The organism is Bradyrhizobium sp. JR3.5, assembly GCF_054057015.1.
Genome location: NZ_JBSRYV010000001.1, coordinates 1,753,312 through 1,779,046, shown reverse-complemented (window position 1 = coordinate 1,779,046; position 25,735 = coordinate 1,753,312). Strand labels below are relative to the sequence as shown.

General features: G+C 63.3%; 26 protein-coding genes, 1 tRNA gene and 2 pseudogenes. 15 read left to right on the top strand and 14 right to left on the bottom strand.

What is annotated here, in order from left to right:
• The 4 genes from ACVWW1_RS09000 to ACVWW1_RS08985 form a co-directional block, all read right to left on the bottom strand.
• On the bottom strand, positions 1-618 hold the full coding sequence (locus tag ACVWW1_RS09000) for an NADH-quinone oxidoreductase subunit C (RefSeq protein WP_456655549.1): 618 nt from the start codon (positions 616-618) through the stop codon (positions 1-3).
• A 10-nt stretch (positions 619-628) separates the two neighbouring features.
• The gene (locus tag ACVWW1_RS08995) at positions 629-1,219 is read right to left on the bottom strand and encodes a NuoB/complex I 20 kDa subunit family protein (RefSeq protein WP_050402390.1); all 591 of its coding nucleotides are present in this window, start codon (positions 1,217-1,219) and stop codon (positions 629-631) included.
• Positions 1,210-1,575 carry an NADH-quinone oxidoreductase subunit A gene (locus ACVWW1_RS08990; protein WP_018271860.1) on the bottom strand — a complete coding sequence of 122 codons (366 nt, stop codon included), beginning with the start codon at positions 1,573-1,575 and terminating at the stop codon, positions 1,210-1,212. Before ACVWW1_RS08990 ends, ACVWW1_RS08995 begins: the two co-directional genes overlap by 10 nt.
• 203 nt (positions 1,576-1,778) lie before the next feature.
• On the bottom strand, positions 1,779-2,294 hold the full coding sequence (locus ACVWW1_RS08985) for a MarR family winged helix-turn-helix transcriptional regulator (protein WP_173642780.1): 516 nt from the start codon (positions 2,292-2,294) through the stop codon (positions 1,779-1,781).
• A gap of 132 nt (positions 2,295-2,426) precedes the next feature.
• Between ACVWW1_RS08985 and ACVWW1_RS08980 the strand changes: the two genes are divergently transcribed.
• Both ACVWW1_RS08980 and ACVWW1_RS08975 read left to right on the top strand, forming a co-directional pair.
• Positions 2,427-3,617: a Rieske 2Fe-2S domain-containing protein gene (locus ACVWW1_RS08980; protein WP_456655548.1), complete on the top strand. Its 1,191-nt coding sequence runs from the start codon at positions 2,427-2,429 to the stop codon at positions 3,615-3,617.
• A 53-nt stretch (positions 3,618-3,670) separates the two neighbouring features.
• Entirely contained in the window at positions 3,671-4,963 is a 1,293-nt protein-coding gene (locus ACVWW1_RS08975; RefSeq protein WP_456655547.1) for a spinster family MFS transporter, read from the top strand.
• Here ACVWW1_RS08975 and ACVWW1_RS08970 read toward each other — a convergent pair.
• The 3 genes and pseudogenes from ACVWW1_RS08970 to ACVWW1_RS08960 all read right to left on the bottom strand — a co-directional run bounded on the left by ACVWW1_RS08970 (position 4,960) and on the right by ACVWW1_RS08960 (position 10,547).
• Entirely contained in the window at positions 4,960-5,778 is an 819-nt protein-coding gene (locus ACVWW1_RS08970) for an alpha/beta fold hydrolase (RefSeq protein WP_456655546.1), read from the bottom strand. The two genes, ACVWW1_RS08975 and ACVWW1_RS08970, sit on opposite strands and share 4 nt — an antisense overlap.
• A gap of 139 nt (positions 5,779-5,917) precedes the next feature.
• A pseudogene (locus ACVWW1_RS08965) lies at positions 5,918-8,598 on the bottom strand (autotransporter domain-containing protein).
• A gap of 1,130 nt (positions 8,599-9,728) precedes the next feature.
• Positions 9,729-10,547, bottom strand: coding sequence for a LytTR family DNA-binding domain-containing protein (locus ACVWW1_RS08960; protein ID WP_456655545.1), 819 nt, complete (start codon positions 10,545-10,547; stop codon positions 9,729-9,731).
• A gap of 350 nt (positions 10,548-10,897) precedes the next feature.
• Between ACVWW1_RS08960 and ACVWW1_RS08955 the strand changes: the two genes are divergently transcribed.
• Positions 10,898-11,779 carry an FAD-binding oxidoreductase gene (locus tag ACVWW1_RS08955; protein WP_456655544.1) on the top strand — a complete coding sequence of 294 codons (882 nt, stop codon included), beginning with the start codon at positions 10,898-10,900 and terminating at the stop codon, positions 11,777-11,779.
• A gap of 70 nt (positions 11,780-11,849) precedes the next feature.
• Complete coding sequence (locus ACVWW1_RS08950; RefSeq protein WP_456655543.1) at positions 11,850-12,728, top strand: BBE domain-containing protein; 879 nt, start codon at positions 11,850-11,852, stop codon at positions 12,726-12,728.
• A 136-nt stretch (positions 12,729-12,864) separates the two neighbouring features.
• On the opposite strand, the gene ACVWW1_RS08945 is transcribed toward ACVWW1_RS08950, so the two are convergent.
• Positions 12,865-13,821, bottom strand: a complete 957-nt coding sequence (locus ACVWW1_RS08945; protein ID WP_456656643.1) for a TRAP transporter substrate-binding protein — start codon at positions 13,819-13,821, stop codon at positions 12,865-12,867.
• Positions 13,822-14,077: 256 nt separating this feature from the next.
• On the opposite strand from ACVWW1_RS08945, the gene ACVWW1_RS08940 reads away from it, so the two are divergent.
• The 5 genes from ACVWW1_RS08940 to ACVWW1_RS08920 all read left to right on the top strand — a co-directional run bounded on the left by ACVWW1_RS08940 (position 14,078) and on the right by ACVWW1_RS08920 (position 16,546).
• Entirely contained in the window at positions 14,078-14,281 is a 204-nt protein-coding gene (locus ACVWW1_RS08940) for a hypothetical protein (RefSeq protein WP_092114654.1), read from the top strand.
• Positions 14,282-14,441: 160 nt separating this feature from the next.
• Positions 14,442-14,582 carry a hypothetical protein gene (locus tag ACVWW1_RS08935; RefSeq protein WP_456655542.1) on the top strand — a complete coding sequence of 47 codons (141 nt, stop codon included), beginning with the start codon at positions 14,442-14,444 and terminating at the stop codon, positions 14,580-14,582.
• A gap of 99 nt (positions 14,583-14,681) precedes the next feature.
• Positions 14,682-14,882, top strand: coding sequence for a hypothetical protein (locus tag ACVWW1_RS08930; RefSeq protein WP_050405629.1), 201 nt, complete (start codon positions 14,682-14,684; stop codon positions 14,880-14,882).
• A 14-nt stretch (positions 14,883-14,896) separates the two neighbouring features.
• Positions 14,897-15,088, top strand: a complete 192-nt coding sequence (locus ACVWW1_RS08925; RefSeq protein WP_173642771.1) for a hypothetical protein — start codon at positions 14,897-14,899, stop codon at positions 15,086-15,088.
• Between the two features lie 165 nt (positions 15,089-15,253).
• The gene (locus ACVWW1_RS08920; protein ID WP_456655541.1) at positions 15,254-16,546 is read left to right on the top strand and encodes a hypothetical protein; all 1,293 of its coding nucleotides are present in this window, start codon (positions 15,254-15,256) and stop codon (positions 16,544-16,546) included.
• A gap of 84 nt (positions 16,547-16,630) precedes the next feature.
• Here ACVWW1_RS08920 and ACVWW1_RS08915 read toward each other — a convergent pair whose 3' ends face one another.
• A complete protein-coding gene (locus ACVWW1_RS08915) occupies positions 16,631-17,509 on the bottom strand; it encodes a class I SAM-dependent methyltransferase (protein WP_176531002.1) in 879 nt (292 codons plus the stop codon).
• Positions 17,510-17,873: 364 nt separating this feature from the next.
• On the opposite strand from ACVWW1_RS08915, the gene ACVWW1_RS08910 reads away from it, so the two are divergent.
• Complete coding sequence (locus tag ACVWW1_RS08910; RefSeq protein WP_456655540.1) at positions 17,874-18,113, top strand: hypothetical protein; 240 nt, start codon at positions 17,874-17,876, stop codon at positions 18,111-18,113.
• Between the two features lies 1 nt (position 18,114).
• Here ACVWW1_RS08910 and ACVWW1_RS08905 read toward each other — a convergent pair.
• A tRNA-Asp gene (locus tag ACVWW1_RS08905) sits at positions 18,115-18,191 on the bottom strand.
• A gap of 332 nt (positions 18,192-18,523) precedes the next feature.
• Here ACVWW1_RS08905 and ACVWW1_RS08900 point away from each other — a divergent pair.
• Positions 18,524-18,824: pseudogene (locus ACVWW1_RS08900) on the top strand (HU family DNA-binding protein).
• A 162-nt stretch (positions 18,825-18,986) separates the two neighbouring features.
• Positions 18,987-20,243, top strand: coding sequence for a peptidase T (pepT, locus tag ACVWW1_RS08895; protein WP_456655539.1), 1,257 nt, complete (start codon positions 18,987-18,989; stop codon positions 20,241-20,243).
• On the opposite strand, the gene ACVWW1_RS08890 is transcribed toward pepT, so the two are convergent.
• The 3 genes from ACVWW1_RS08890 to ACVWW1_RS08880 are packed head-to-tail and all read right to left on the bottom strand — an operon-like array spanning position 20,244 to position 21,750.
• Entirely contained in the window at positions 20,244-21,095 is an 852-nt protein-coding gene (locus tag ACVWW1_RS08890; RefSeq protein ID WP_456655538.1) for a class I SAM-dependent methyltransferase, read from the bottom strand.
• A 33-nt stretch (positions 21,096-21,128) separates the two neighbouring features.
• Entirely contained in the window at positions 21,129-21,434 is a 306-nt protein-coding gene (locus ACVWW1_RS08885) for a YciI family protein (RefSeq protein ID WP_456655537.1), read from the bottom strand.
• A 22-nt stretch (positions 21,435-21,456) separates the two neighbouring features.
• Positions 21,457-21,750, bottom strand: a complete 294-nt coding sequence (locus ACVWW1_RS08880; protein ID WP_456655536.1) for a hypothetical protein — start codon at positions 21,748-21,750, stop codon at positions 21,457-21,459.
• Positions 21,751-22,262: 512 nt separating this feature from the next.
• On the opposite strand from ACVWW1_RS08880, the gene ACVWW1_RS08875 reads away from it, so the two are divergent.
• Both ACVWW1_RS08875 and ACVWW1_RS08870 read left to right on the top strand, forming a co-directional pair.
• Positions 22,263-22,442 carry a hypothetical protein gene (locus ACVWW1_RS08875; protein ID WP_456655535.1) on the top strand — a complete coding sequence of 60 codons (180 nt, stop codon included), beginning with the start codon at positions 22,263-22,265 and terminating at the stop codon, positions 22,440-22,442.
• Between the two features lie 341 nt (positions 22,443-22,783).
• The gene (locus ACVWW1_RS08870) at positions 22,784-23,005 is read left to right on the top strand and encodes a hypothetical protein (RefSeq protein ID WP_456655534.1); all 222 of its coding nucleotides are present in this window, start codon (positions 22,784-22,786) and stop codon (positions 23,003-23,005) included.
• Between the two features lie 989 nt (positions 23,006-23,994).
• On the opposite strand, the gene ACVWW1_RS08865 is transcribed toward ACVWW1_RS08870, so the two are convergent.
• Positions 23,995-25,194, bottom strand: coding sequence for an IS256 family transposase (locus ACVWW1_RS08865; protein ID WP_456655533.1), 1,200 nt, complete (start codon positions 25,192-25,194; stop codon positions 23,995-23,997).
• A gap of 57 nt (positions 25,195-25,251) precedes the next feature.
• On the opposite strand from ACVWW1_RS08865, the gene ACVWW1_RS08860 reads away from it, so the two are divergent.
• Complete coding sequence (locus ACVWW1_RS08860; RefSeq protein WP_456655532.1) at positions 25,252-25,518, top strand: hypothetical protein; 267 nt, start codon at positions 25,252-25,254, stop codon at positions 25,516-25,518.
• Positions 25,519-25,735: the final 217 nt, after the last annotated feature.

The window sequence follows — 25,735 nt, the reverse complement described above, 5'->3', positions numbered from 1 at the left end:
TCAGGCCTTCGGTTCCGCCTTCGCCTTTTCGTCACCCGGCAAGGGGTAATCGGCCCCCTCCCACGGCGACAGGAAATCGAACTTGCGGAATTCCTGGTTGAGCCGGACCGGCTCGTACAGCACCCGCTTCTCCTGGTCGTCGTAGCGAACCTCGACGAAGCCGGTCAGCGGGAAATCCTTGCGCAGCGGATGGCCGTCGAAGCCGTAATCCGTCAGCAGGCGGCGCATGTCGGGGTGGCCGATGAAGATCACGCCGTAGAGATCGTAGGTCTCGCGCTCGAACCAGTCGGCGCCGGGGAATACGCCGATGATCGACGGCACCTGCGTGGTCTCGTCGGCTTGCCCCCGTACTCGGATGCGTGTGTTCAGCGTCGGCGACAGCAGATGATAGACGACATCGAAGCGCTTTTCGCGGCTCGGATAGTCGACCGCCGTCGCGTCGGTGAAATTGACGAAGCGGCAGTTCGGATCGTCACGCAGAAAAGTGACGACGTCCACGATTCTGCCAATCTCGACGTCGATAGTGAGTTGGTTGAACGCGACCAAGTGCGCCGTGGCGGCGCCCGGAAGCGCGCTCACGATCGTCTGCCCAAGGGCGTCGAGCTTGCCGTCGTCCATGCCTGAAACCTTAGCGTTCGATAGTGCCGATACGGCGGATCTTCTTCTGCAGCAGCAGCACGCCGTAGAGCAGCGCTTCCGCCGTGGGCGGACAGCCCGGCACGTAGATGTCGATCGGCACTATGCGGTCGCAACCGCGCACCACCGAGTACGAATAGTGGTAGTAGCCGCCGCCATTGGCGCAGGAGCCCATCGAGATGACGTAGCGCGGCTCCGGCATCTGGTCGTAGACCTTGCGCAGCGCGGGCGCCATCTTGTTGGTCAGCGTGCCCGCGACGATCATCACGTCGGACTGCCGCGGCGAGGCGCGCGGCGCAAAGCCGAAGCGCTCGACGTCGTAACGCGGCATCGAGACCTGCATCATCTCGACTGCGCAGCAGGCGAGACCGAAGGTCATCCACATCAGGGAGCCGGTGCGCGCCCAGGTGATGAGGTCGTCGGCCGCGGCGACGAAGAAGCCCTTGTCGGACAGCTCGTGATTGACCTCGAGGAAAAACGGATCATTGGCGCCGACCGGCTTGCCGGTCGACGGATCGAGAATGCCTCTCGGAGCTTGCGCAATCGCCGGCTGCGAGGATGCGGCGGTGGGGCTCAATCCCATTCGAGCGCGCCTTTCTTCCATTCATACGCGAACCCGACCGTCAGTACGGCCAGGAACACCATCATCGACCAGAAGCCGGTCGCGCCCAGTTTTCCGAACGCCACTGCCCACGGGAACAGGAACGCGACTTCGAGATCGAAGATGATGAAGAGGATCGCCACCAGATAGAAGCGGACGTCGAACTTCATGCGGGCGTCGTCAAAAGCGTTGAATCCGCATTCATAGGCGGACAGCTTTTCCGGATCCGGCGACTGGAACGCGACCAGGAACGGCGCAATCAGGAGCGCCAGCCCGATCAGGCTCGCGACCCCGATAAAGACCACAAGTGGGAGATAATTCTGCAGGATGCCGGTCATCGGCGAGGCCTTCTTGCTGCGGTTTCGGACGTGCCGCAGATTCGTTGATTGGAATTGTTCTTGAGGCTTTAGCGCAGCGCAACAGGGGGCGCAAGACAAGCTATTTTGACGCTTTTACCGCCCCTTCCCGCGGGCTGATGGCCTCATCGGGCGGATGCGCTGCCTCAATGGGCAACGCTGCGCCGGCCACCCGGTGCCCTGCATCAGCCCAGCTCCCTTTCGGCAGCGAGCATCTCGGCCGCGGTCAGCGTCAGGCGGTCGAGATGTCCGAGCAGCAGCTCAAGATCCTGTGGACCAAGCTGTTCCAGCAGGCGCCGGTTTCGCTCCTGCGCGCCGGCCACAATGGCGTCATGGGCGGCGAGCCCGGCCTTGGTGAGGGAGACAAGTGTTTCCCGATTGTCACGCGGATTGGCGGCCTTGGCGACCAGCTTGCGCGCGACGAGCTCGGCGAGCGCCCGGCTGATCTGGCCCTTGTCCATGCCGACGGCTTCGGCAAGCCGCACCACGCTCATCGGCGGCCGCCGACCGAGCGAGGCAACCAGGCCGAACTCGACCGAGGAGAGGCCGGTCAGCCGCTTGTAGCGCAGCAGCGCACCGCGCCTGAGCAGATTCGCCAGCACCATCAGCCGCGACGACATCATCGCGGTGATCGGCGCCAGCTCGGCATCGACCACCGCTTCCGGCGGCAAGGCCCTCGCAGTCCTGAGCTTCTCGGTCATCGCCAACCTCTGCCAACAAAGCCTGCCGCTGCCAAGTTAATCGAGATCGTTGACATTGTCATCGATATATCGTTGACTTCGTCAACGACACAGCGACCGGCGGCAAGAATCCGGCGGCGGGAGGAAACCAGCATGACCATCACCCAGCGGGACCGCGATCTCGGCACGGCCTATGCGATGAAACCGTCCACCACCCGGACCGAGCTCACCTCGGTCGTCCGCGGCACACCGATGGGCGAGCTGTTGCGCCGCTACTGGCACCCGATCGGCCTCGTCGGCGACGCCACCGATATCCCCAGAAAAGTCCGTGCACTCGGCGAAGACCTGATCCTGTTCCGCGACCGGCATGGCCGGGTGGGCCTCTTGCATGCGCGCTGCTGCCATCGCGGCACCACACTCTATTACGGCAAGGTCGAGGAAGACGGCATCCGTTGCTGCTATCACGGCTGGAAGTTCGACACCGAGGGCCGCTGCCTCGAACAGCCCTGCGAGCCCGAAGGCGGCCTGTTCAAGGGCAAGGTGCGCCAGCCCTGGTATCCGGTGCAGGAACGCTACGGCCTGATCTTCGCCTATATGGGCTCGGCAGATAAGAAGCCGGTGCTGCCGCGCTACGAGTGCCTGGAGAATATGGACGACGGCGAATTCGTCGAGGCCGATGATTCCTCGATCGGCGGCGGCGGGCCCGCCGTGATCCCCTGCAACTGGCTGCAGCATTTCGAGAACGTCGCCGACCCCTATCATGTGCCGGTGCTGCACGGCTCGTTCTCAGGGCCGCAATTCACCACCATGATGGCCTCGATGCCCGAGGTGAAGTTCGAGATGTCGCCGCGTGGCGTCGCGGTGCGCTCGATCCGCCGGCAGGACGACGGCAAGGTGTTCTATCGCGTCACCGAAGCCGCCCTCCCCACGCTCCGCGTCGTGCCGAATCCGCGGGTCGCGCAATTCGCCCGCGTCGAATCGATCGGCTGGACCTTGCCGATCGACGACACCTCATTCCGCATCTATGTCGCCGGCCGGGTCAAGAAGTCAGGCGATATCGGTCGCATGCGCTCGAAGTTCAATGGCAAGTTCTGGTGGGACATGACGGAGCAGGAGCACCAGCAATTTCCCGGCGACTACGAGGCCCAGGTCGGCCAGGGGCCGGTGACGGTTCATTCGGAAGAGCACTTCGGCCAGAGCGACCGCGGCGTCCTGATGATCCGCCGGATGCTCTCTGACCAGCTCGAGGCCGTGGCCGCCGGCCGCGACCCGATCGGCGTGTCGTTCGACGCCAATGCCGGGCCAGTCGAATTCGAGGCAGGGAATTACATCCGCGAGGCGTAGGGCCCGCGCCCAAGCAAACAAGAAAAGACCAGAGATCATCGGGGGAGGAAGTCATGGTCGATGTCGCACCGCAGGCGGCTGCAGCCACACGGGCCGCTGCCTTGCCCTCCGCTCGCCGTTACTACGTGCTCGGCTTGCTCACGATCATCTACGCCCTCAACTTCCTCGACCGCACGATCTTCAACGTCCTGATCGAGCCCATCAAGAAGGAGTTCGCGCTTAGCGACACCACGATGGGCCTGTTGGCCGGGTTCGGCTTCGTGCTGTTCTACTCGCTGCTCGGCATTCCGATTGCGCGGATGGCCGATCGCCTCAACCGCCGCAACATCGTCGCGGCAGCCTTCGCGTTCTGGAGCGCGATGACCTATCTCTGCGGCCTGGCCTCCAGCGTCGCGACGCTGGCACTGGCGCGGGTCGGCGTCGGCATCGGGGAGTCCGCGGGCACGCCGGCCTCGCAATCGATGATCGCCGATCTGTTCGACAAGAACGAGCGTCCGCGCGCGCTCGGCATCTACGCGATCGGCACCTATCTCGGCGTCTTCCTCGGCTATTTCATCGGCGGTTACGTCAATCAGCACTATGGCTGGCGGATGGCCTTCTTCACCACCGGCCTGCCCGGCATCGCGCTCGCCGCGGTGCTGTGGCTGACGATCTCCGAGCCGAGGCGCGGTGCGATGGCCGAGACCTTCAAGGCCGAGCCGATCGGACCGACGCTGGGCTTTCTGATCTCGCAGCCGAGCTTCGTCATCGTGCTGGTGGGCTTCTGTCTCACGACCTACACCAACTACGCCACTGCGGTGTGGATCCCGCCGTTCCTGGCGCGCATCCATCATTTGACGAGTGCCGAGATCGGCACCTATGCCGGCACCTTCAAGGGTCTCGCCGGCATGGCGGGCACGCTGATCGGCGGCCTCGTGGTAGCGCAGATCGGCCGCCGCGACGATCGCTGGAAGCTGTGGGCGCCCGCGATCATGTCCGGCCTCGCGGGCCCCGTCTTCGCATTGTGCATGCTGACGCAAAGCTTCACGCTGATGGTCGCGACGCTCGCGTTGACCTCGTTCATGGTCGGCTTCCATCTCGGCCCGATCTTTGCGATCGCCCAGACGGTCGCAAAGCCCAGCATGCGGGCGCTGGCTTCGGCGATCGTGCTGCTCACCGCGACCTGCTTCGGCCAGGGCGTTGGCCCCCTCGCCGTCGGCATGATCAACGACGCCCTGAAGGGCGCGTACGGCACGGATGCGGTTCGCTACTCGCTGCTGTCGGCCGCGGTGACGACGACGCTGGGCGCACTGCTGTTCGTTTGGGCGGCGCGCTGGATCCGTGCGGATATCGCACGCGTCAGCTAAGCGTCCATGAAGGCCAGCAAGTCGGCCATCAAGCGCGCGCTGTGCGTCAGCGGCAGTGCGTGCGGCGCGCCTTCATAGACGGCAAGCTTGCTGCCCTTGATCAGCGCCGCCGTCTTCGCGCCGGTCAATTCGAGCGGGGCACTGGCATCCTTGTCGCCGTGCACGATCAGCGTCGGGCGATCGATCCTCTTGGCTGCGGCGCGCAGATCGGCGAACGAGATGGTCTTGCGGCAGGCCAGCGCCACCGGCAGCGGCACGCTCAGCATCATCTCCCTGATCCAGGCCCGCGTGGCCTCGGGCGTGTCGGGCATGAAGAACGGCGCCTCGTTCTCGCCCATCCATTTCGGGAAGTCCTGCGCGATCGCGGCATTCTGCGCCTCGACCATCGCCCTCGGCACCGCGATCGGATTGTCCTCGGTCTGGACGATGAACGGCGTGGTCGGCGCTACCAAGACCAGCCGCGCGATACGGTCCGCGCCGTGACGCGCCAGATAGTTCACCGCCTCGATCGATCCCATCGAATGCGCGACGATCGTGACGTCGTGCAGATCGTGCTGCTCGATCACGGCATCGACGTCATCGGTCAGCGTATCGAGATCGTACCCTGTCATCGGCATGTCGGAACGGCCGTGGCCGCGCCGATCCGGCGCGACGCAACGGAAACCCTTGGCGTTCAGCGCGACGATCTGGCTGCCCCAGACGCCGGAATTGAACGTCCAGGCGGCAAGCAGCAGCACCGGCTTACCCGAGCCCCAATCCTGCACGAACAGTTTTGTGCCGTCGCTCGCGGTCGCATAAAGCGGTTGGCTGGCCATAATGTCTTTCCCTTTGCGGATCGATCGGCAACATCGCCGCCGATGCACCGACCATCGCAAAGGGAGATCGCGCGCGCGATTACGCGTCAGGTAATCACGCGCGTGATACCAAGTTTATGGAAGCGGAAACGCGCCCGTCTCACCACTGATAGCGCACCACGCCCTTTTCGGCGTAGCTCGAGGTGACGTTGGAGAACTCGCCTTCGAACGTCGCGGCCGCCGACCAGCCGTTTCGCCAGTTCATCTCAACCGATGCTGTGGTCAGCGCGGAGTCGCTTGCCTGCGCCGCGCCGTTGACGACGAAGCTGGTGCCCGGCAGCGCCTGGAAGGTCGCGGCAGCCGAGCGGCTGGGGTCGTAGTCGTGGGCCCAGGCGAAGCGCGTGCGCAGCGTCAGGATGCCGTCCTGCACCGGGAAGGACTTGTCGGTGCGAAGGCCGAGCTCGCTGCGCGTATCGGTCAGGCTCTTGCCGCCATAGGTCAGCGCAAACGTCGACAGGCCCGAAATCACCCGCTCGGCGTAACCGGGCAGTTCGAAAGTCGTGAACTGGCCCGCGGCGTAAGGCGTGATGCCGACGCCGCCGATCCACGGCGCGACAAAACGATAGCCGCCCTCGAGCCGCCCCGAATAGGCGTTGGCATTGAACTCGGCGCGAAGCTGGTCGACGCCAGCGGCCGTCACGGTGCGGTTGGTGGTGATGTCCTGCCAGCCATAGGCGAGCGCGGCGGAGACATAGGCCGGACCTTCGCTGTGGCGGACATAGGCGCCGGCCTGAAACAGATCGGACCGGCCGCTGCCGCTGCCCGCGACCGAGAAGCTGGTGCCGCCGCCGGCGATCGCAAATCCCGCAACGGTGTTCGGCGAGAACAGATAATCGGCCCCGACCGCCGTGCCATAGATGCTGCTGGTGGTGTCGTTCGATCCAACCATGGCGTTGCCGCTGGTCGATTGCGAACCGCCGAAGCCGGCGGCCCAGACGTTCCAGCGCGGCACGAACGCACCGGCGGCGCCTTGGTGAACATCGCGAACGCATCGGTCTTCCGGGTCGCGGCATAGGCGCTCGCTTCGCCCTCCTCCGCATAACCCGTTGCGCCCGCCATCGCCCCCGCTCCGCCCGTGCGGTTCATGAAGGGATCGGTGAGCAGCCCCATGAACAGGTTCATGGCATCGAACGTCGTTTGCTGCGAGCCGGTCGCCAACTCGCCGGACGCCTGCGTCAGCCCCGCCGCATTCAACGTGCCATACGCCATCGGAATGCCGCCGGTCGTGTTGAAGTAGTTGACCAGCGTGTTCGCGACGTTCTGCTGGTTGGTGGAGAAGCCGCCGCCGAAATTGGGGGTCGGTGTCGATGTGAAATCCAGCGCGAGATTCAGAAAAGCATTATTGGCGTCGTAGCTCAGGCTCGATTTGAATCCGCTCGGCAAATTGGTGTTGACCGGTCCGTTGAACGTGCCGTTCACGCCGCCGGCGGCATTCACGATGGTGTACTGCTTGGCGACATAAGTGCCCGCCGCAAAGTTCGCATTCACGATCGCGCCGCCCAGGGTTGCGGTCCCCGTCACGTTGGTGCGGTCGGCATTGGCAGGCGAAACCTCGACCAGATAGCTCGACGCTGCCGTGAAAACGAGATTGCCCCGAACGGTCAGCAGTCCGATCGAATTGCCCGGCGAGAGCGTGCCACCGGCGTTGATGGTGGTGTCGCCGACCGTGCCGTTGCCGCCGAGTGCGCCGCCGGCATTCACCGTGGTCGAAGATACGATTGAGCCATCTACCGCTAGCGTACCGCCGTTCACGGTGGTCGGACCGGTATAGGTGTTGGCACCGGAGAGCGTGAAGGTGCCGGTGCCAATCTTCGTAAGACCCAGCGTCAGATTCAGAGATGCACCGTTCGAAATCGTTCCCGAGAACGTGGTCGACGAGTTGTCGGCACCGGACGTCAGGATCACCTGGCCGCCCGCGATTGGACTGTGCACCTTGCCCGCGCCCGCGAGCGAACCAATCGTCTCGTCATTTGCGATGCCCAGAGTCGCACCGCTGGCGACCGTCACGGCTGACGTATCGGGAATCGCATTGCCGTTACCGACATCCAACGTTCCGGCGTTGATGATGGTCGCCCCGCCATAAGTGTTTGTTCCGTTCAACACCAGGGTGCCTATGCCGATCTTGGTCAAGCCCCCAGAGCCGCCAATGGCGGAGGAGATTGACAGAACATCGAAAGGACCACCGTTAGCGACGTCGAACGTGCCGCCGCCGCTATTCAAGGTAATGGCGCGGGTCGGCGAAAGCACAAGTGATCCGGCACCTGCGTATTGCAAAGTACCACCGTTGAAGGTGAGCGCGCTGCTTGCCGCCCCGAGATTGGCATCGGTCGAGATCGCCAGCGTCCCCTGGTTGATGCTCCAGGGCGTGAGGGCTGTCGTCGAGCCGGTCAGCGTCCAGGTGCCGGTGCCAGTCTTCGCGAATGCCGCAAAACCCTGATACTGCGCAGCCGACCCGATCGCGGACACGTCGAGGCTCGCACTACCCGCGCCACCCAACCGCAACGTGTCGCTTCCGGTGCCGGCCACGTTGCCAATGATGGTCGAGCCGGCTTGCAGTTCGAGTATATTGCTGCCGCCGGTAAAGGTGATGGCGTTGGCGCGGATGCCGCCGGCGCCGGAGATCCCGCCGGCAACGGTGCCGCTGTTGATGACGGTGAGATTGGCACCGACAATGCCGGCACCACCTGTCCCTGCCGTACCTGCAATCGCAATAGCACCGCTACCTGCGGCGCCTCCGACACTGCCATTGCCGCCCTGGATAAACCCATTATTGACCAGCACGGCTGGCACACCGGCGCCGAGAACCCCCACGCCCCCCGATCCGCCATTGCCGCCATTGCCGCCTGTAGGTCCGTTGCCACCCACCCCGCCGACCCCGCCGAGACCTCCTTGAATCGTACCCGTGTTGGTGAAGACTGCCCCGGGCCCGCCAACCTTCAGGCCAGCCCCGCCACCGCCACCACCGCCGCCACCACCGCCCGACGCCGAGGCGTTGCCGCCGCTGCCACCCGTTCCACCGGTGCCGCCCGTCAGCGTAGAGCCGTTCGAGCTTGCGGCAGCCCCCGTCACGACCAGGGCATGCCCGCCCGAGCCGCCGCCGCCACCACCACCACCGTCAGGGCCGGGACCGCCGCTGGTGTTGCCGCCGCTGCCTCCAGTCAGGCCTGTCCCGCCGACGATCGGCGCAACATTCTGGATGAAGGGGACTGACAACCCGTTGGCGCCGCCGGCGCCGCCCGCGCCACCATTGCCGCCCGATGCGCTGCCGGAGGTATCACCGAGCCCGCCTTGGCCACCCGGCGCGCTTCCGGCGCCACCGCCTCCGCCACCTCCGCCGCCGCTGGTGGTGCCGGCAGCCGCATTGGTGCCGGGTGCTCCCGCCAGGCCGTCCGCTCCACCTGCGCCACCGATACCGACCAGATTGGGGGATTGCCATGATGGGCATTGCCTCCCGTGCCGCCATCAGCGAACGCCGGCGCGAGCGGCGACCAACAGAGCAGAGAGATCAGTGCAAGCGATGTAGCACCGGCCGATATCGACGTCAGGCTGCGCCTAGAGGACCGCCGTACTCGGACCTCCGCACGTTTCATTTCGCCGACTGGATCGCTCAGCTCTGTGGCACACTCAGACACACAGGAACGATTGAAAAGGCGCCCAGCGCAATAGCATGCACGGGTTCGAAAGCGTTCAACAACGGACACGCGCATGGCATTCCAACTCGGGCCGCGCATGGGCGGCCACTGAAAATCTCAGCGGGAGGTTGTATCCCCTGAGAAGTCCTGCCGCATGACAAAAAACAAAAATGGAACCGAAAACGCGACGATGTGTTTTCCGTGCCACAAGACGAGGCCCCGCTTCATCCCGCCACGTCCAGAACGATGGGCCGTCGTCGGCGCGGAGTCCCGTGGGACTTACCTGTTGGTATTTTCCGTGAAGCTCGCCACGACATTCCGATAGCGCTTGCTGCCCGCGATCGTCTCGCCATTGTCCATCCGCAGGACGAAGTCCCCCGCCGGACGATGCTCGACTGCCACGACCCGCGCCAAATTCACCAGCCGCGCCCGATGCACCCGGACAAGGCCGAACGGCTTCAGCCGATCCTCCTCCCGCGCAAGCGTGCCGCGGATCAGGTGACGTCCGTTGGGGAGGCTAAACTCGACATAGTTGCCCGCAGACGTCACGGCCACGATATCGCGAGGATCGACCCGAAAGCTCGTGGCGCCGTCCCGCAGCCACAGGCTGGGATTGGCGGTGTCGACGGACGGTCCGGCCAGCGGCAGCGCAAGCGCCGAGGCCGGCGGCGCTGGTGTTGCGAGCATCGGTGTTACGGGCATCGCCAACACCTTGCGGTCCATCAGCCAGATTACCACGGCCACCATCAGCGACGAGACGACGTCCTTCTGGAGCTCATGCGGAAACGCCGTTGCCCAATGAAAGGAATAGCCGTCGGCCAGCAGCAGCTTGCGCAACCCGACCATGGTGACGAGATGTGCGAACGCGTAGAGCAACGTCGCCGCCACTGCCCATGTGACGGCCATCACTCGGCCGCGACCGACACGCAATCGGGTGATGCCGCTTCGCAGCAGCGGCAGAAACACGATCCAGGCAATGGCACTCGTCACCTCGAGCAGCACGGGCATGCGCAATGGCGCGAACCCCGCGGACAGTTTGAATTCGCTCACCGAGGAGAAGACGTTGACCACGCCGCTCGCCACGATCAGCAGCGCCACCCAACCATAGGCGAGCATCGAGCCGCGCTTCGCCCCGCCCGGTCGGATCGCCGTCACATCGCTGCGATTTTCGTCCCCGAAATCCGCTTGCTCATCCCAACCCCGCTCGACGCGCCGATCGATGCCGCGTTCAATGGAATCCTCTGGCTGCGTCGTGGACATGTCGGGATGGAGTAAATGCTGCAACTCGTCAGGTCACCTGCCCCGGCGGACAGGTCCGGGCCCCAATTGCGATCCGTCACGCGATCAGGTCTTTATCACAGGCAGGCGAGCGGCGTCCCGCAAGGACAGTATGGCGCGCCGTCCGGACGGCGTGAAATTCGCTCTACTCACGGACAGGTGACCGGCCTATGAATCGTCGCGAACTCCTGATCGGCGCCGCCCTGACGCCGATGGCGCGCTGGATCGGTCCGGGGCCGGTTGCCGCTGCGCAGGGTGCGAGCAACTCCTCGCAAATATTTCGGCGAACGCGTCCCTCGAACCCGCAATGGCCGTCGGCCGCCAGCTGGAACCGGCTGAACGAGCAAACTGACGGCCGCCTCATGGCTGTGAAGTCGCCGTTGGCGGCGTGTCAGGACAGTCCCACAGGTCCGGCGTGCCGCGATGTGTTCAAGGGGCTGAAGAACCCCTACTACATCGGCGACGACCCGGCGCTGACCCAGACCACGGGCTATCTCGATGCATGGGCGTCCCAGCCAAGTGTCTACGCCGTCGCGGCGCGCAACACAGGTGACGTCGTTGCCGCCGTCAATTTCGCACGTGACAACAACCTGCGGCTGGTCGTCAGAGGCGGCGGCCACTCTTATCTCGGCACATCGAGTGCGCCCGACTCGCTGATGATCTGGACCCGCGCGATGCACGACATCACGCTGCACGTCAGCTTCGTCCCGCAAGGCTGCCTGGATCCGCCGCAGCCGGCCGTCACCATCGGCGCCGGCGCGATCTGGATGCATGTCTACAATGAGGTGACGACCCGAGGTGGCCGCTATGTCCAGGGTGGCGGCTGTGGAACCGTCGGCGTAGCGGGACTCGTGCAGGGCGGCGGCTTCGGCAGCTATTCGAAGAACTACGGCACCGCCGCGGCGAGCCTGCTGGAAGCCGAGATCGTCACCGCGGACGGCCTCGTGCGGATCGCAAATGCCCGCAGCAACCCGGACCTGTTCTGGGCCTTGCGCGGCGGGCGGCGGCGGCACCTTTGGCGTCGTCACCCGCCTGACGTTGCGCACCCATGAACTACCCGACGTCTTCGGCTTTGCCTCCATGACGATCAAAGCGGCGTCTCACGCGTCATTCCGCCGCCTCGTGAGCGCATTCGTGGATCTCTACGCCGACCGCCTGCATAACCGCCACTGGGGCGAGATCGTCAACATCAAGCCCGGCAATACGCTCGACGTCCAGCTGTCGTTCCTGGGCCTTGACAGGCAGCAGGCCGACGAACTGTGGCAGCCATTCATTCTCTTCGTCACCGCGGCCGAGGCTGAATTCACCTTCACCCGTCCGCCGTCGATCCGCACCGGTCCGGCAGCGCACCGCTGGGACGCCGCCTACATCCGACAGCGCGCTCCGCAGGCGATCCTCTCCGACGATCGTCCGGGCGCTCCGGCGGAGAACGTGTTCTGGGCCGCCAATCTGAGCGAAGCCGGACACTTCATCCACGGTTTTGAATCGCTCTGGCTTCCGGCATCGCTGCTGAGCGGCGTGGAACGTCCGCGGCTTGTCGAAGCCCTGCTGGCGGCCGCCCACCATGCGACGGTCGAGTTGCACTTCCAGAAAGGGCTGGCCGGCGGATCGGAAGCCGCGATCGCCTCCGCGAGGGAAACCGCCACGAACCCCGCCGTGATCGACGCCTTCGTGCTCGCCATCATCGCGAGCGAGGGCCCGCCCGCCTATTCCGGCCTCAGCGGCCACGAGCCTGACCTGGCCGATGCGCGCAAGAATGCCGCCGGGATCGCGAAGGCGGTCGGCGAACTCAGAAAGGTGGCGCCGGACGGCCGCGCCTATCTTGCGGAAAGCAGCTTCTTCGAACCGAAATGGCAGCAGGCCTATGGGGGCCCGAACTACCAGCGGCTTCTGGAGATCAAGCAGAAGTACGATCCGGCCGGCCTGTTCTTCGTGCGCCACGGCGTCGGCAGCGACGACTGGAGCGACGACGGCTTTACGCGGCTGGCGACGCGTCCATGAGGGTCCCGAAATGACCCGTCGGCGATTTGCAGCTCGACCGGAACCCTCGCTCCGGATCATTTGAACGTCGCGAAAGGAGTTCGCGCGCGAGAGGGGTAAGTGGAGCGCGACGCCGGAGATCGCCGCGCTCACACCGTCAGGTCAGCTTGCCGGTGTACTTCTCCAGCGCCGCCCAGGCGTCCGCGCCATAGGTCTTCTGCCACTGCGTGTAGAAACCGGCTTTCACCAAGGCTGCCCTGAACTGCACTGGATCGGGCGTGTTGAAGGTCATGCCCTTCTCGGTCAGCTCGGCCTGCAACGAGCGGTCCATCGCGACCAGATCGGCGCGCTCCTTCACTGCCGCCGCATCGAATGCCGCATTGATGAGCTCGAGCAGATCGGGCGGCAGGGCCGCCATCGCGCGGCGGTTGCCGAGGATCCAGTAGCCGCTCCAGCAATGGTTCGACAGCGCGCAGTATTTCTGTACCTCGTAGAGCTTTCCGGTCGAGACCTGCGCCAGCGGGTTCTCCTGCCCTTCGACGATGTGGGTCTGCAGCGCCGAATAGAGCTCGCTGTAGGAGATGCTCGACGGCAGCGCGCCAAGTCCTGAGAACAGCGACGTCAGCAATGCCGTCACCGGCACGCGAATTTTGAAACCCTTGAGATCGTCGACGCTGTTGAGCTGCCGGCTCGACGACGAGGTGATCTGGCGGAAGCCGTTGTCCCAGACCTTCTTCAGCGGCACGACGCCGGTCCTGGCGATCGCATCGCGGACGATGCCGCCGACGCCGCCATCCATCGCCGCCCAGACCTGATCGTAGGACTGGAACGCAAAACCGATGCTGGGCAGGCCCGACAGCGGCACCAGCGTCGACAAGGTCATGCTGGGTGCCGCCAATAGCTCGATACCGCCGGCACGGACCTGCGACAGCATCTCCGGATCGCCACCGAGCTGGCTGTTGGCGAACACCGTGATGTTGATCCTGCCGGACGACTGCGTGCCGACCAGTCTGGCCGCCTCGGCCAGACGGATTGTTAGCGGATGGGTTTCCGGAGTGTTGACGCCGAGCTTGAAGTCGAACTCTGCAGCGGCAAGAGACGGCTTACCAAACATCGCGGCGGCAAGTGCCACGGAGCCAGTTCCCAGCACCCGCCGTCGGGTCATGTTCCTTGTTTTCATTATTATTTTTCTCCCAGGCGCAGTCCGCGCCCATGGTCAGTTTCAGCCCTCTCTTTCTGTGACGCAAGGCACGGTGAAACCAATCCGCCCGTGGCACGAAACCATTTCCGGGAACTCACGAAACGATCCGGAAACAGATGGCGCTTACCAGTAGCGGCCATAGACGGCGCATAGACGCCCGGAGGCGACCATGAACCACTCGATCCATTCAGCCGATCGCGCGACCCACCTCAAGATTGTGGTTGTTGCCCTCGTTGCGGCCATCGGGATTGCGGCTTTCGGCATTTCGGCGCGGAACAACGCGGATTTCACCCAGACCGCCCAGACCAACCAGGTCATCAAGGCCGGCAAGCCTGTCGCGATCACCTCCTCGGGCACCTCGACGGTCCGCTAGAACGTATTCAGGCTTCGGCAGACAAAGCGGCCGCCTTCGGCGGCTTTTTTGTTGGGCCTGATCGTCTCGCGCTCTGATCAGGGCGGTGTGGCCTTCGCCAGGTTCGGCTACGGCGATTGCGGGACCACCGAGAGCGGGGCGCGCGAGATCGCTGCCGCTGGTGCTCGATCTCGACGGCACCCTGATCAAGAACGACCTGTTCAATCTGAGCTTGTTCTCAATCCTGCGCCGCAATCCGCTGCTCGTTGTTGCATGCGCGGTCTGGCTGACGCGCGACCGCGCAGCCGCGGCGAAATCTTAATCGCCTCCTAACGCGGTCGTTCGATTGCAATCCGCTCCGCGACCCCAGTTTTAAAAATTGTTCCATTAAGGTCGGCATCAACAGAGGCGCAGGCCCACAATGAATTTGCAGCAGCAAGTAATTTCGACCGGATTCAAGATCATCTGCACGGATTGCGGCAGCCTGGCGATCAAGGTCGCCGATCCCGCGCATGCGTCCGGCGACACCATCATCGAATGCCGCCGCTGCAACGCCGTGCGCGGCACGGTGGCGGACCTGCACACCCTGGCGCGGCGCGGCCGCGACCTGTTCGAATTCTAACCCCGGCGCCGCCGATGCTGTCAGATCCGAACGCGACCATGCAGAGCGACATTCCCTTGGACACGGTCTGGTCGATCCTCGAGGCCGCCAACGAATTGGGCGATACCCACACGGTTGACGCTTGCCGCCGTATCATCGACGCGAATTTGCGCGGCGACGCCCCGGGACAATCCGACCTCAACGCGGTCGCCGCATTCTTTGCCTGATCAAGGCGGCGGGTTGCGGTTTGTGAATTCAATGCGGCGCCGCGGTGACAGATCGCCCGGCCGAAACATAACAATACAGACCGAGACGTCGCTTAACCTTGCTTGACTTGATCAGCCCGAGGTCGATCGGCTAGCTGTCGCACAGCTTTCGATTCGGACGGGCCGATGCAATTGACGCGCGAAGACCTGGTTGTCGGGGTCACAATCCCTGGGTTCTTCGTCCTCAGCACCGCCTCGATGATCGCCTGCGGGCACGCGTTCCCGGCGATGCATGTCTGGCGCTCCGGCATCACTGCCGAGGCCATCCTCGGCACCGCCGTCATGGCCGTCTTCATCCCGGCGTTCATCGCGGGCCGCTTCAGCTTCGGTTATCTGGTGAGCTTCGCGCTGCTCTCAGCGGTGTTCGGCTTCGTCTGGCTCAGCTTCTTCAGCGCGTTCGATTATCCGCATGCCATCGCCCGCTGGGCCATGATCGCCGCGCTGGCCGCCGCGATGATCCCCCTGATGTTCCAGAATATGCCGGTTTGGCGGCCCGGCCTGTCCGAAACGGCGATCAAACGCATTGCGCTGCTGCTGCTGGCGTCGTCCTTGGCCGTGCTGGTCGCCGACATCTCGTACGGCGCCAATCTCGGCAACCCCTATGGCGCAGCCCGCAACGCCGTCACGCGGCCGGCGCTTTTGAATTATCTCACCGGGATCATGATCGGCGCGGTCCTGCCTTATCTGTTCGCGCATTTCGCGTCGCGCAGGCAATGGGTGCAGGCCGCTTGCGTGTTGCTGTTTGCGCTTTGCTTCTATCCGGTCGTCAACAACAAGACCGTGCTGCTGTTGCCGATCTGGCTGCCGTTTCTGTTCTGGCTGTTCGGCCGGTTCACCCCGCGGCCGGCCACGGTGCTCGCATTCCTCATTCCCATGATCATCGGGCTCACGGCGTTCGCCGTGCTCGGCGCCGACAGGGATTACGTCGTGTTCAGCGCCATCAATCTGCGCTTCCTCGCAATCCCGTCGCTCGCCCTTGATCAATATGCCGACTTCTTCGCGCACCGCGACCTGACCCGCTTCTGCCAGATATCGATCGTGCGACAGGTGACCACCTGCCCGTATGGCGAGCTCGGCCCCGCGCTCGGAGCGATCTATCGGGACGGCAATTTCAACGCCTCCTTCCTCGCCACCGAAGGCATCGCGTCGGTCGGTCTTGCGCTCACGCCGGTTTCGGCGCTCGTATGCGGCCTGATCCTGTCGGTGGGGTCGATGGTCTCGCGGCACCTGTCGCCGCGCTTCATCGCAGTGTCGTCGGGCATCGCGGTTCAGGCCATCATGAACGTGCCGCTCACGACAAGCCTGATGTCGAACGGGATCGCGCTGCTGTTCCTGCTGTGGTGGCTGACGCCCGAATGGCGAGCGGAAGCTTCGCAGCATCAGCAACAGTCAACGCGACCCGTCGGTGTCGCGGCCTGATGTCTTGCGCCCTGCCGCGGCACGACGCTGCGGCCTGAGAGATCGACAGCCGCGACCAAGCAACGCCGATACGACCCTGTGGCCTCACTTCTTTCGGAGAACGATGATGCTCTGATACGGTGAGATCCCGTTCATGCCGACGTCAACGAGATCAAACCGGTCGGTCCAGTGCGTCTCGATGTACCGCTTGCTGATGATCGTCTCGCCGTAGGTCATTTCGCCATCGACCGGATAGCTTTGCGGATAGAAGTAGAATCCGTCCCGCGCCACAGTCTCGGCGATTTTTTGCTGATCCCAGCCGGGCAATTTGGCAATCGGCTCATAGAATGCGTATGCCGGCGGCCGAACGGTCAGAAGAAAGAGACCGCGATTCTCCAGAGAATCGTGAACCGCGGTCAGGCATGTGTCGCTTGCGGCAGGCGAGAGGTGCGTCCAGATCGATAACGCGTAAGCGACATCAAATTTCTGGTTGAACGGCAGACGTCTCGGCAGACTGTCCGACAACACGATATCGGCGCGCGGGTTGGAGCGTTGCGCGACCTGGATGATGCCCTTGTGCGGATCACACCCATGCAGATTGCGCAGTGGCACATCCTTCATGAAGTACCGGAGCACACTGCCCCAGCCGCAGCCATAGTCCAGCACCGCGCATTCGGCGAACGGCTTATCCAGATGACGCCTGAGCTTATCGTGCAACAGGCGATAGGTTTCGATGACGGCGGCGCCGAGCTCCATCCCGGAACGACCGCTCCAGTTTTTCTGGGTGCCAGCATCTGGTGGATCGGGAATGGCGGCCTTGATCGCCTTGAAGCCATCATATTCCTTCCAGAGCAGCACGTTCCACAGATACGGATCGTCGATCCATTTGAGTGCGTCGTATACGGACTCTCCCCTTCGGCAGGCGGCGTCCGCTCTTTCCAGTTCGTCGTTGTAGTATTCGTTCAGCCACGAACTCCAATTCATCGGCACGCCTCCGTGTTAGGTTCGCTTCATCAGCCCTCGCCCACGCTCGCGTCGTTTGAATGTCCTGAACTGTCTTCGCTTACTCCGGCAACTTTAAGACCCGTCGAGAGCGTGTGAGTTCCGGAAGATGGTGGAACCGCTGATGTCGTTTTTGCGTCATGGACGAGCGATCGCCGTCGCCAGGAGCGACAGCGACAGACCTCGACCGCAGAACATTGGATCTGTTCCGTCAGCTTCCATCGCACCGGCAGCGACAAGACGCTGAAGACGAAGCCGACGCATGCCGTCGCAGAACCCGTGTCGGCAACGTCGACCGCAATGTGGTCACATCGGAGGACACACGCGCAGGCGCGGGAACCAGTTGATGGCCACTGTCGAGTGTGACGCCGGCGGCGCGACGGGGAGGATCGACAAGATAGCAAACATGATCGATCACAACGAGAAGGTGCGCGAGACTTGCAGTCCGGCAAACGTCGGGAGCACCCACCGTTTCGACCACGCCCAGCTCATCAGGACCGATCTGCCCGAGGCGCAAAAACGCATTCCGGCGACCTCCCAAGAAATACTCTTGGGAACCGACATTTCTGCTAAGTCATTGAAATAAATGGCGCGAGAGACGGGACTCGAACCCGCGGCCTCCGCCGTGACAGGGCGGCGCTCTAACCAACTGAGCTACTCCCGCGGATGCCGATCATCGGATTGATCCGCGCAGGAACGAGGGCATAAAGGCCCGCATCCCGATAGTCAAGCACGTTGCGGAGCCCTGCACAGCGCGGGCATTTTCGCGCCACCGGCGCGAGTTGTCGCCTGTTTTCAGGGGAAACGGCGTAGTCAGCAAAGCCCCGAATCAAATAAGGCCTGATACGTCTGGGTTTCCTGTGGCCGGGCCCGGCGCTGCCCGTTCCCCAGAACCGGCGGTTTCAGGACTTTTCCGGACGCATTTTCCCGACGCGAACGGCGCGCCATTCGCGTGAAAGCAGCAATCCAGCCATTCAGCAACGAGGAGGGCCACACATGGCGAAGAAAGCAGCGACCCCGGCGACGATCACGCTGAAGCACCTGGCGGCGGCCATCGCCGAAGAGCAGGAGCTGTCCAAGAAGCAGGCCGAGGCGATCCTGACCGACATGGTCACCCGGATCACCAAGCACCTCAAGAAGGGTGAGCGGATTCGCATCGTCGGCCTCGGCATCCTCCAGGTTCGCAAGCGCGCCGCCCCGCATGGGCCGCAACCCGGCGACCGGCGAGCAGATCCACATCAAGGCGAGCAAGAAGGTCGCCTTCCGCGCCGCCAAGGAGCTGAAGGAAGCCGTCTAAGGCTCTTAGCCTTCCCGGTTTGATACCAGGCGCCATTCCGGCTCGTGACGCGGCCCCGGAATGGCGCCTTTCTGTTATAGAGTTGTCTTTCGATGCGCTTTGCTGCCCGAACCAACTTCGCCTGAGCGTCTTATTCCCGTTCTCCATCCTTGCGCGGTCTTCATGCTGGCACCGGCTCTCGACTTCAAGCACACCGTCACCGAGCGCTTCCTGCGCTATGTCGTGATCGACACCCAGTCCGATCCGGATTCGCCGACCACGCCCTCCACCGAGAAGCAGAAGAATCTCGGCCGCCTGCTGGTCGCCGAGCTGCAGGCGATGGGCATATCCGATGCGCACCTCGATCCACACGGATACGTCTATGCGACGATCCCGGCCAACACCGACAAGACGGTGCCGGTGATCTGCTTCTGCTCGCACATGGACACCTCACCCGACTGCACCGGCAAGAACGTCAAGCCGCAGCTCGTGAAGAATTATAGCGGCGGCGACATCGTGCTGCCGGCCGATGCCTCGCAGGTGATCCGCGCCGCCGAGCACGAGGCGCTGGCCGACCAGATCGGCAACGACATCATCACGACCGACGGCACCACCCTGCTCGGCGCCGACAACAAGGCCGGCCTCGCCGAGATCATGGACGCCGCGCATTTCCTGGTCACCAACCCGCAGGTGAAGCACGGCACCATCAAGATCCTGTTCACGCCGGACGAGGAGATCGGCCGCGGCGTCGACAAGGTCGACATCAAGAAGTTAGGGGCCGATTTCGGCTACACCATGGACGGCGAGACCGCAGGCCACATCGAGGACGAGACCTTCTCCGCCGACGGCGCCAGCATCATCATCGAAGGCGTCGCGACCCATCCGGGCTTTGCCAAGGGCAAGATGGAGCACGCGATCAAGATCGCGGCCGCGATCGTCGACCGCCTGCCGAAGGACACCTGCTCGCCCGAGACCACCGAAGGCAAGGAAGGCTTCCTGCATCCGGTCGCGATGTCGGGCGCGCTGGAGAACGCGCGGATCGACTTCATCGTGCGCGATTTCACCGAGCAAGGCCTGAAACAGAAGGAAGCGCTGCTCGAGAAGATCGTGCAGGACGTCATGAAGGGATATCCGCGCTCGACCTACCGCATGGAGGTCAAGCAGCAATACCGCAACATGAAAGAGGTGATCGATCGTCACCCCCAGATCGTCGCCTATGCGATCGAGGCGATCGAGCGCGCCGGGCTATCGCCGGTGAAGACCTCGATCCGCGGCGGCACGGATGGCTCGCGGCTTTCGTTCATGGGCCTGCCCTGCCCGAACATCTTCGCCGGCGAGCACGCATTTCATTCGCGGCTCGAATGGGTCAGCCGCCAGGATATGGAGAAGGCCGTGCAGACCATCGTCCACCTGGCGATGATCTGGGAAGAGAAAGCCTGATCAGGCCCGCGCCGTTACGATCCAGATCGCGCCCGGCAGCGGCACGGAATCGCCCTTGACGAACGGCGCCAGCGCCTCGCGCATCGACGCGATGGCGGCGGAGCGAACCTCATCCGGGTGCCCTTCCAGCGCGCGGCTGGCCGGCCCGATCTCGAGCGCGCCCTGGATCGCCGCATCGATGCCGCGCCCGGTCGCAACATCGAGTTCGACCCGGCACGGCTCCATGGCAATGTCGGAGAAGCCGGCTTCACCGAGGATCCTCTTCACCCGGGCTTCGGACGCGAATGAGAACGGACCGGGGTCTTCGGGACCAAGCTGCGGCAGCTTCGGCACGTGCTTGTAGACCGCCTGCAGCGGCGCCATGAAGAACGGGTTTTCGCGCGGCTCCTGCCAGCAGGCGAAGGCGAGCCGGCCCGACGGCTTCAGCGCCTTGTGCAGATTGGCGAACGACACCGCCGGATCGGCAAAGAACATCACGCCGAAGCGCGACGCCAGGAGATCGAAGCTTGCGGGATCGAACGGATAGACCGTGGCGTCGGCAAGCGCATAGGTGACCGGCGCATCCTTCGGCGTGCTTTGCCGTGCCCGCTCCAGCATCGGTCCAGAGACGTCGACGCCGAACACATGGCCTGACGGCCCTACCTTGGTCGCAAACCCATTCGTCGAGGCGCCGCTGCCGCAGCCGACATCGACGATGCGCTCGCCGGCCTTCGGCGCGGCGCGATCGATCAGCAGGTCGAGCACCGGCTGCAGCACGATATCCTGCGCGGCCTGCCTTGAGGCCCAGCGCTGACCGCCCGGCCCGTTCCAGTATGCAATCTGATCGGCGTTTTGCGGATGGCCTGCGTTCATGCGATCCAACCTTGTTGAGAACTTCGGGCGATCCTAGCAAGTCTCGCGCGTCGCAGCGCGCAGCATCGGCATCACCTGATAGGTGAATCCGGCATTGGCCTTGCAGACGGGATCGTTGGCGACGATCTCCTGCGGATCGGCATCGTCAGCCAGTTGCAGCACGCCCAGTCCCCAGACGCCGGCGGGATCGGCCACCGGCCCGAAGATCAGCGCCTTGCCGGCTTGCAGCAATTCGCCGCAATAGGCGACATGCGCCTGCATGATTGCCGCTTCCTGCGGCGTCATGTCCTGCGGGAAGGTCGGGCGCGGTCCGGTCAATTTGCAGACGAAATATCTCATCGACCTGGTCCGCTCTCTCGGATTACTTGGCGGCAGCGCTCGTGGGCTTGGCCGGCTTCGGCGCAGGCGTCTTCGCCGCATTGCCCTTCGGGGCGGCCGTTCCGTCATTGCTGCGCGCAATGCCCCAAGGGTCGGTGGGCTTCTGGTCCGGCACGCCGCTGAGCGCGCGCTGGTAGGCGCGCTGCTGCCGTGCCTCGTTGGCCACATCCGACGGCGACTTCTCGATCTCTTCGCGATAGCGCTGAACATGGTCCTGCTGCGCCCATGCCGGTCCGGCAATCATGGTGAGAAGAAAAATCGCGGAGAGTTTGCGCATGCATCAAGTTCCCGGTTAGACGCAGAGAATAGCATCGCAGCGGCGTCGGCATCAAACCTGAGCGGCAAGAATGATGATGAAGGGAGTCATAGTTTTGTCCGCCTCGGCTCGTAGCTCGCGGGGAACAGCAGCAATGGGATTTTGAACCGGTCCGCCTTCGCTCTTCGAGCTTCGGCGAGACAGCCTTCGCCCTGCCGCACCGAATGAATTCATCCACAAGGGCTGGCTTGCCCAGCCGTAGCCCGCAGGGCGAAGGCTGGTAGGCGGCGAGAGATTCGAACTCCCGACCCTCTCGGTGTAAACGACAAGATCAAAGCTGGTAGCATTGAATTTATTGCGATTTTCGCGAACGTCTGTTGTGCGCTTCGCTGTTCGTTCACGCCGTATCGTTGCCGTGCATTGCCGTGAACGCGGAATGTTCTTGCGCGGCGGCTTGCGCCCAGTCCCGTCCCTGGGAACAAGATTTCACAGTGCGGCGTTCTCGGTTGAGGCAGGCTGAATAGGACGTTTCGATGCACGGTTACACAGCGTACGTGCTCAGCCCCGATAATCGCATTTTGTGGCGGGTTGACCTGTTCTGCGGCAATGACGATGACGCACGCGAACAGGCCCAGAAACTGGCTCCCGATCAGCCGGTGGAGCTATGGGACGGCGCGCGGAAAATCGGAAAATTCGCGCCCCAACTGAATTGAGCCGCGTGCCATTGCCGCTACCGGGCGTTCTCGTTTCGCCCTATTTTGCCGCTTGGTAACTGTCCGTATTTGAGCCCCAGTGTCCCAAGTTGATTTTGGGAGTGTCCTAATTCAGATTAAGCAAGCGGAAACCGAGGCTTAGCCGTTCTTCTCGGTAGGACTACTGAGAAGTCCATTGGATGTTGCTGCCCGATCCACCCTTGACCCATTTCAAGGAATTTTATCCTCGTAGAACGAACAGCGAAGCCTAGGCCTCGTGGTCATCCGGGCGTGAACGGAGTTCCCGTGCTATAAGTGGAACTTGGCTTAGTTGCGCCAGTGAGCTGCTGAGGGCTGGAACAATGCCAATTAATCAGTTGCTGAAAGGCTGCGAACGCACGCCTGAGGAAATCGAACTTCTGAACAAGGCCTTCGACCACGCCCTACACTTGTTAGGCGTGCTTGACCGTGACGACCCACTTTGCAGGATGGTGGCTCGCGACGTTATCGACATCTGCGCAGCCGGCACCAACGATCCGCGCAAGATCGCGAAAATCGCCGTAGAGCGGATGGGCCTCCGGTGAGGTGTCCCCATCGGACGCTATTCGTTCTTGATCCAAATCAACGAGCGGCGCGGCAACAGCTTCAAGCGTTCACAGGATGAAATGGGACGCGATAACGATAGCCGGTTGCGCCACAATCGCACTTTCCGTGCTGATCCTGATTGTCGTCTTCACGATGTAGCCAAGAGTTCCTTGCGTGAAGCGCTTATTTTAAGTCGCGGGCATGATCTGTTTTGCTCAGGACGAGCCTTACCGCGCCTGATCTGGTCGAGCGATGTTCACAGCAACAGAATGCCGAGAAAAGGCAAATGCGAAGATAGCCCAAGCCGAGCGCAATATTGGGCACCGCCAGAAGAGGCTTCAGCGCGACGCGGAAGCGTGGCTGGTCCTTGCGGCTCTAATGGAAGACTGCCCGAAAGACTCAGTTGGCGGCCTCTTCCGGACAGCGCCGGGCGTGCAACAAACGGCTCGCTTCATTCCTGGTCCTAAGTGATTGCCTCGCAAACGTCCGGCATAGCCAGTTTGGGCGTTTCCCCCGCCTCGCGCTCGCTAATGTCTCTCGGGATTTTACGTTTTCCCTCCAGGACTAGAACCAGCGCCGTCTGCTAAAATTTTCAAGTGGGCGGCGTTATGTTGTGCTGTCCTAATTCCCTGTCGCGAGCGCCCGGAATCAAAAAGGGCCGCATTAGCGCGACCCCCGTGCCGGTAAAAATCTGTTCGGAATGAAATCCAGCCCCGGCAAGAGTCAGACTAGGGTTTTCCACAACCTTGTGGGATTGCGGGAGACTACGGTGTTTCGCTATTGGAACTAAACCGCCGTTTGTGAAGGAACGCGCTCAAATCCTACCGCGTTCTATTATCCGGGCAGGCCAGGCATGGGAGCCAAAACCATGCAGCGCCGTCGCTTCAAATATCTGTGGTCATTAGTCGACCGCCTTCGCCTGATCGTGCCCCGTGATGTGGTGTAGCTGGCGGCGGGTGACCGCGTTCGCCGGCGAGAGCCGGGCTGGTCAGCTGGCGATAGCCGTGAGGCTGACGTTGGGATCATCGCTCAATGGCGCGATTGTTTCCAGCGTCATGTAGCGAGCGCGTTGGACCGCCCATTCGTCGTTCTGTTCGAGCAGGATCGCCCCGATGAGGCGGACGATGGCATCTTCGTTGGGGAAGATGCCGACCACTTCGGTCCGCCGCTTGATTTCGCCGTTGAGGCGTTCGATCGGGTTGGTGGAGTGCAGCTTGGTCCGATGCTGCGGCGGGAACGTCATGTAGGCGAGCACGTCGGTCTCGGCCTCGTCGAGGAAGCAGGCCAGCTTTGGCAGCTTGGGGCGCAGCTGGTCGGCAACCTTACGCCATTGGGTGCGGGCGGCTTCGGCATCGTCCTGAGCAAATGCGGTGGCGATGAAGGCGGAGACGACGCGCCGGCCGCTCTTGCCGGCATGCGCCAGCGCGTTGCGCATGAAGTGGACACGGCACCGCTGCCAACTGGCGTTGAGCACCTTGGCCACGGTGGCCTTGATGCCCTCGTGGGCGTCGGAGACGACGAGCTTGACGCCGCGCAGGCCGCGGCGGGCGAGCTTGCGCAGGAACGCGGTCCAGAACGTCTCGGCTTCGGACGGTCCAATATCCATCCCGAGAACCTCGCGCCGGCCGTCACTGTTGACGCCGACCGCGACGATCACCGCGACAGATACGATACGGCCGTTCTGGCGCACCTTCACATAGGTGGCGTCGATCCACAGATACGGCCAGTCGCCCTCGATCGGACGGGCGAGGAATGCCTTCACCTTGTCGTCGATCTCCGCGCAGAGCCGGCTCACCTGGCTCTTGGAGATCCCGCTCATCCCCATCGCCTGCACCAGATCGTCGACCGAGCGGGTCGAGACGCCCTGCACATAGGCCTCTTGCACCACGGCGGTCAGCGCCTTCTCGGCCATCCGGCGCGGCTCCAGGAAACCCGGAAAGTAGCTTCCCTTGCGCAGCTTGGGGATGCGAAGCTCGACCGTGCCGGCCCGGGTCTCCCAGGTCCGGTCGCGGTAGCCGTTGCGCTGGGCCAGGCGCTCGGGATTCTTCTCGCCGTAGGCTGCCCCGGTCTGGCCTTCGACTTCCATCTCCATCAACCGCTGGGCAGCAAAGCCGATCATCTCGCGCAACAGATCGGCATCAGGGGTCTTCTCCACGAGCGTGCGCAGGTTCATCATGTCGTCGGTCATCGGTGGTTCCTCGGTTGCGTTGGCGTGTCGCAACCCGATCCTACCGGAGAACTGCCGGTGACCACCGCAAAGCCGCCCGCCCGCTACGGCGCTATTGGAGGCGCGCGTCCGGGCGGCTTTGCTCTACCGAGCTACACCACCTCCGGGGACACGACCCTTCGCCTGACCAAAGAGGCCAAGCATCTTCGAGAGAAGGCGGAGAAGCTACCACCCGGTGAGGAGCGCGATACCCTGTTTAAGAGGGCTCGCCGAAAGACCTTGCAGGCGGATGCGTTGCGCCCAAACAAATGGCTTTCATCACGGGAATTGCAGCCACCAAAATAACCCCCCGATTGAGCTAGTTACATTTTGCGTGGTCCTAACTGATTGCCCCGCAAACGTCTGGCCGGGTTTAACCCAGTGGCCCGCTGACGTTTGGTCATTCATGGCTACGCCCGGCGGAACTTTTCTTTCTCTCGGGCTTTTTGAATCTGTTTTTGTGGCAACGCCAGCTTTTGGAGAGGGAGCCATGAAGCGACGGCGCCGGGTTGAGCAGACTATT

Bases quoted from the DNA above. Each gene is read 5' to 3' on its own strand.
- ACVWW1_RS09000 (WP_456655549.1), bottom strand. From the start codon at position 618: ATGGACGACGGCAAGCTCGACGCCCTTGGGCAGACGATCGTGAGCGCG.
- ACVWW1_RS08995 (WP_050402390.1), bottom strand. From the start codon at position 1,219: ATGGGATTGAGCCCCACCGCCGCATCCTCGCAGCCGGCGATTGCGCAA.
- ACVWW1_RS08990 (WP_018271860.1), bottom strand. From the start codon at position 1,575: ATGACCGGCATCCTGCAGAATTATCTCCCACTTGTGGTCTTTATCGGG.
- ACVWW1_RS08985 (WP_173642780.1), bottom strand. From the start codon at position 2,294: ATGACCGAGAAGCTCAGGACTGCGAGGGCCTTGCCGCCGGAAGCGGTG.
- ACVWW1_RS08980 (WP_456655548.1), top strand. From the start codon at position 2,427: ATGACCATCACCCAGCGGGACCGCGATCTCGGCACGGCCTATGCGATG.
- ACVWW1_RS08975 (WP_456655547.1), top strand. From the start codon at position 3,671: ATGGTCGATGTCGCACCGCAGGCGGCTGCAGCCACACGGGCCGCTGCC.
- ACVWW1_RS08970 (WP_456655546.1), bottom strand. From the start codon at position 5,778: ATGGCCAGCCAACCGCTTTATGCGACCGCGAGCGACGGCACAAAACTG.
- ACVWW1_RS08955 (WP_456655544.1), top strand. From the start codon at position 10,898: ATGAATCGTCGCGAACTCCTGATCGGCGCCGCCCTGACGCCGATGGCG.
- ACVWW1_RS08945 (WP_456656643.1), bottom strand. From the start codon at position 13,821: ATGTTTGGTAAGCCGTCTCTTGCCGCTGCAGAGTTCGACTTCAAGCTC.
- ACVWW1_RS08940 (WP_092114654.1), top strand. From the start codon at position 14,078: ATGAACCACTCGATCCATTCAGCCGATCGCGCGACCCACCTCAAGATT.
- ACVWW1_RS08930 (WP_050405629.1), top strand. From the start codon at position 14,682: ATGAATTTGCAGCAGCAAGTAATTTCGACCGGATTCAAGATCATCTGC.
- ACVWW1_RS08925 (WP_173642771.1), top strand. From the start codon at position 14,897: ATGCTGTCAGATCCGAACGCGACCATGCAGAGCGACATTCCCTTGGAC.
- ACVWW1_RS08920 (WP_456655541.1), top strand. From the start codon at position 15,254: ATGCAATTGACGCGCGAAGACCTGGTTGTCGGGGTCACAATCCCTGGG.
- ACVWW1_RS08915 (WP_176531002.1), bottom strand. From the start codon at position 17,509: ATGAATTGGAGTTCGTGGCTGAACGAATACTACAACGACGAACTGGAA.
- ACVWW1_RS08910 (WP_456655540.1), top strand. From the start codon at position 17,874: ATGGCCACTGTCGAGTGTGACGCCGGCGGCGCGACGGGGAGGATCGAC.
- pepT (WP_456655539.1), top strand. From the start codon at position 18,987: ATGCTGGCACCGGCTCTCGACTTCAAGCACACCGTCACCGAGCGCTTC.
- ACVWW1_RS08890 (WP_456655538.1), bottom strand. From the start codon at position 21,095: ATGAACGCAGGCCATCCGCAAAACGCCGATCAGATTGCATACTGGAAC.
- ACVWW1_RS08885 (WP_456655537.1), bottom strand. From the start codon at position 21,434: ATGAGATATTTCGTCTGCAAATTGACCGGACCGCGCCCGACCTTCCCG.
- ACVWW1_RS08880 (WP_456655536.1), bottom strand. From the start codon at position 21,750: ATGCGCAAACTCTCCGCGATTTTTCTTCTCACCATGATTGCCGGACCG.
- ACVWW1_RS08875 (WP_456655535.1), top strand. From the start codon at position 22,263: ATGCACGGTTACACAGCGTACGTGCTCAGCCCCGATAATCGCATTTTG.
- ACVWW1_RS08870 (WP_456655534.1), top strand. From the start codon at position 22,784: ATGCCAATTAATCAGTTGCTGAAAGGCTGCGAACGCACGCCTGAGGAA.
- ACVWW1_RS08865 (WP_456655533.1), bottom strand. From the start codon at position 25,194: ATGACCGACGACATGATGAACCTGCGCACGCTCGTGGAGAAGACCCCT.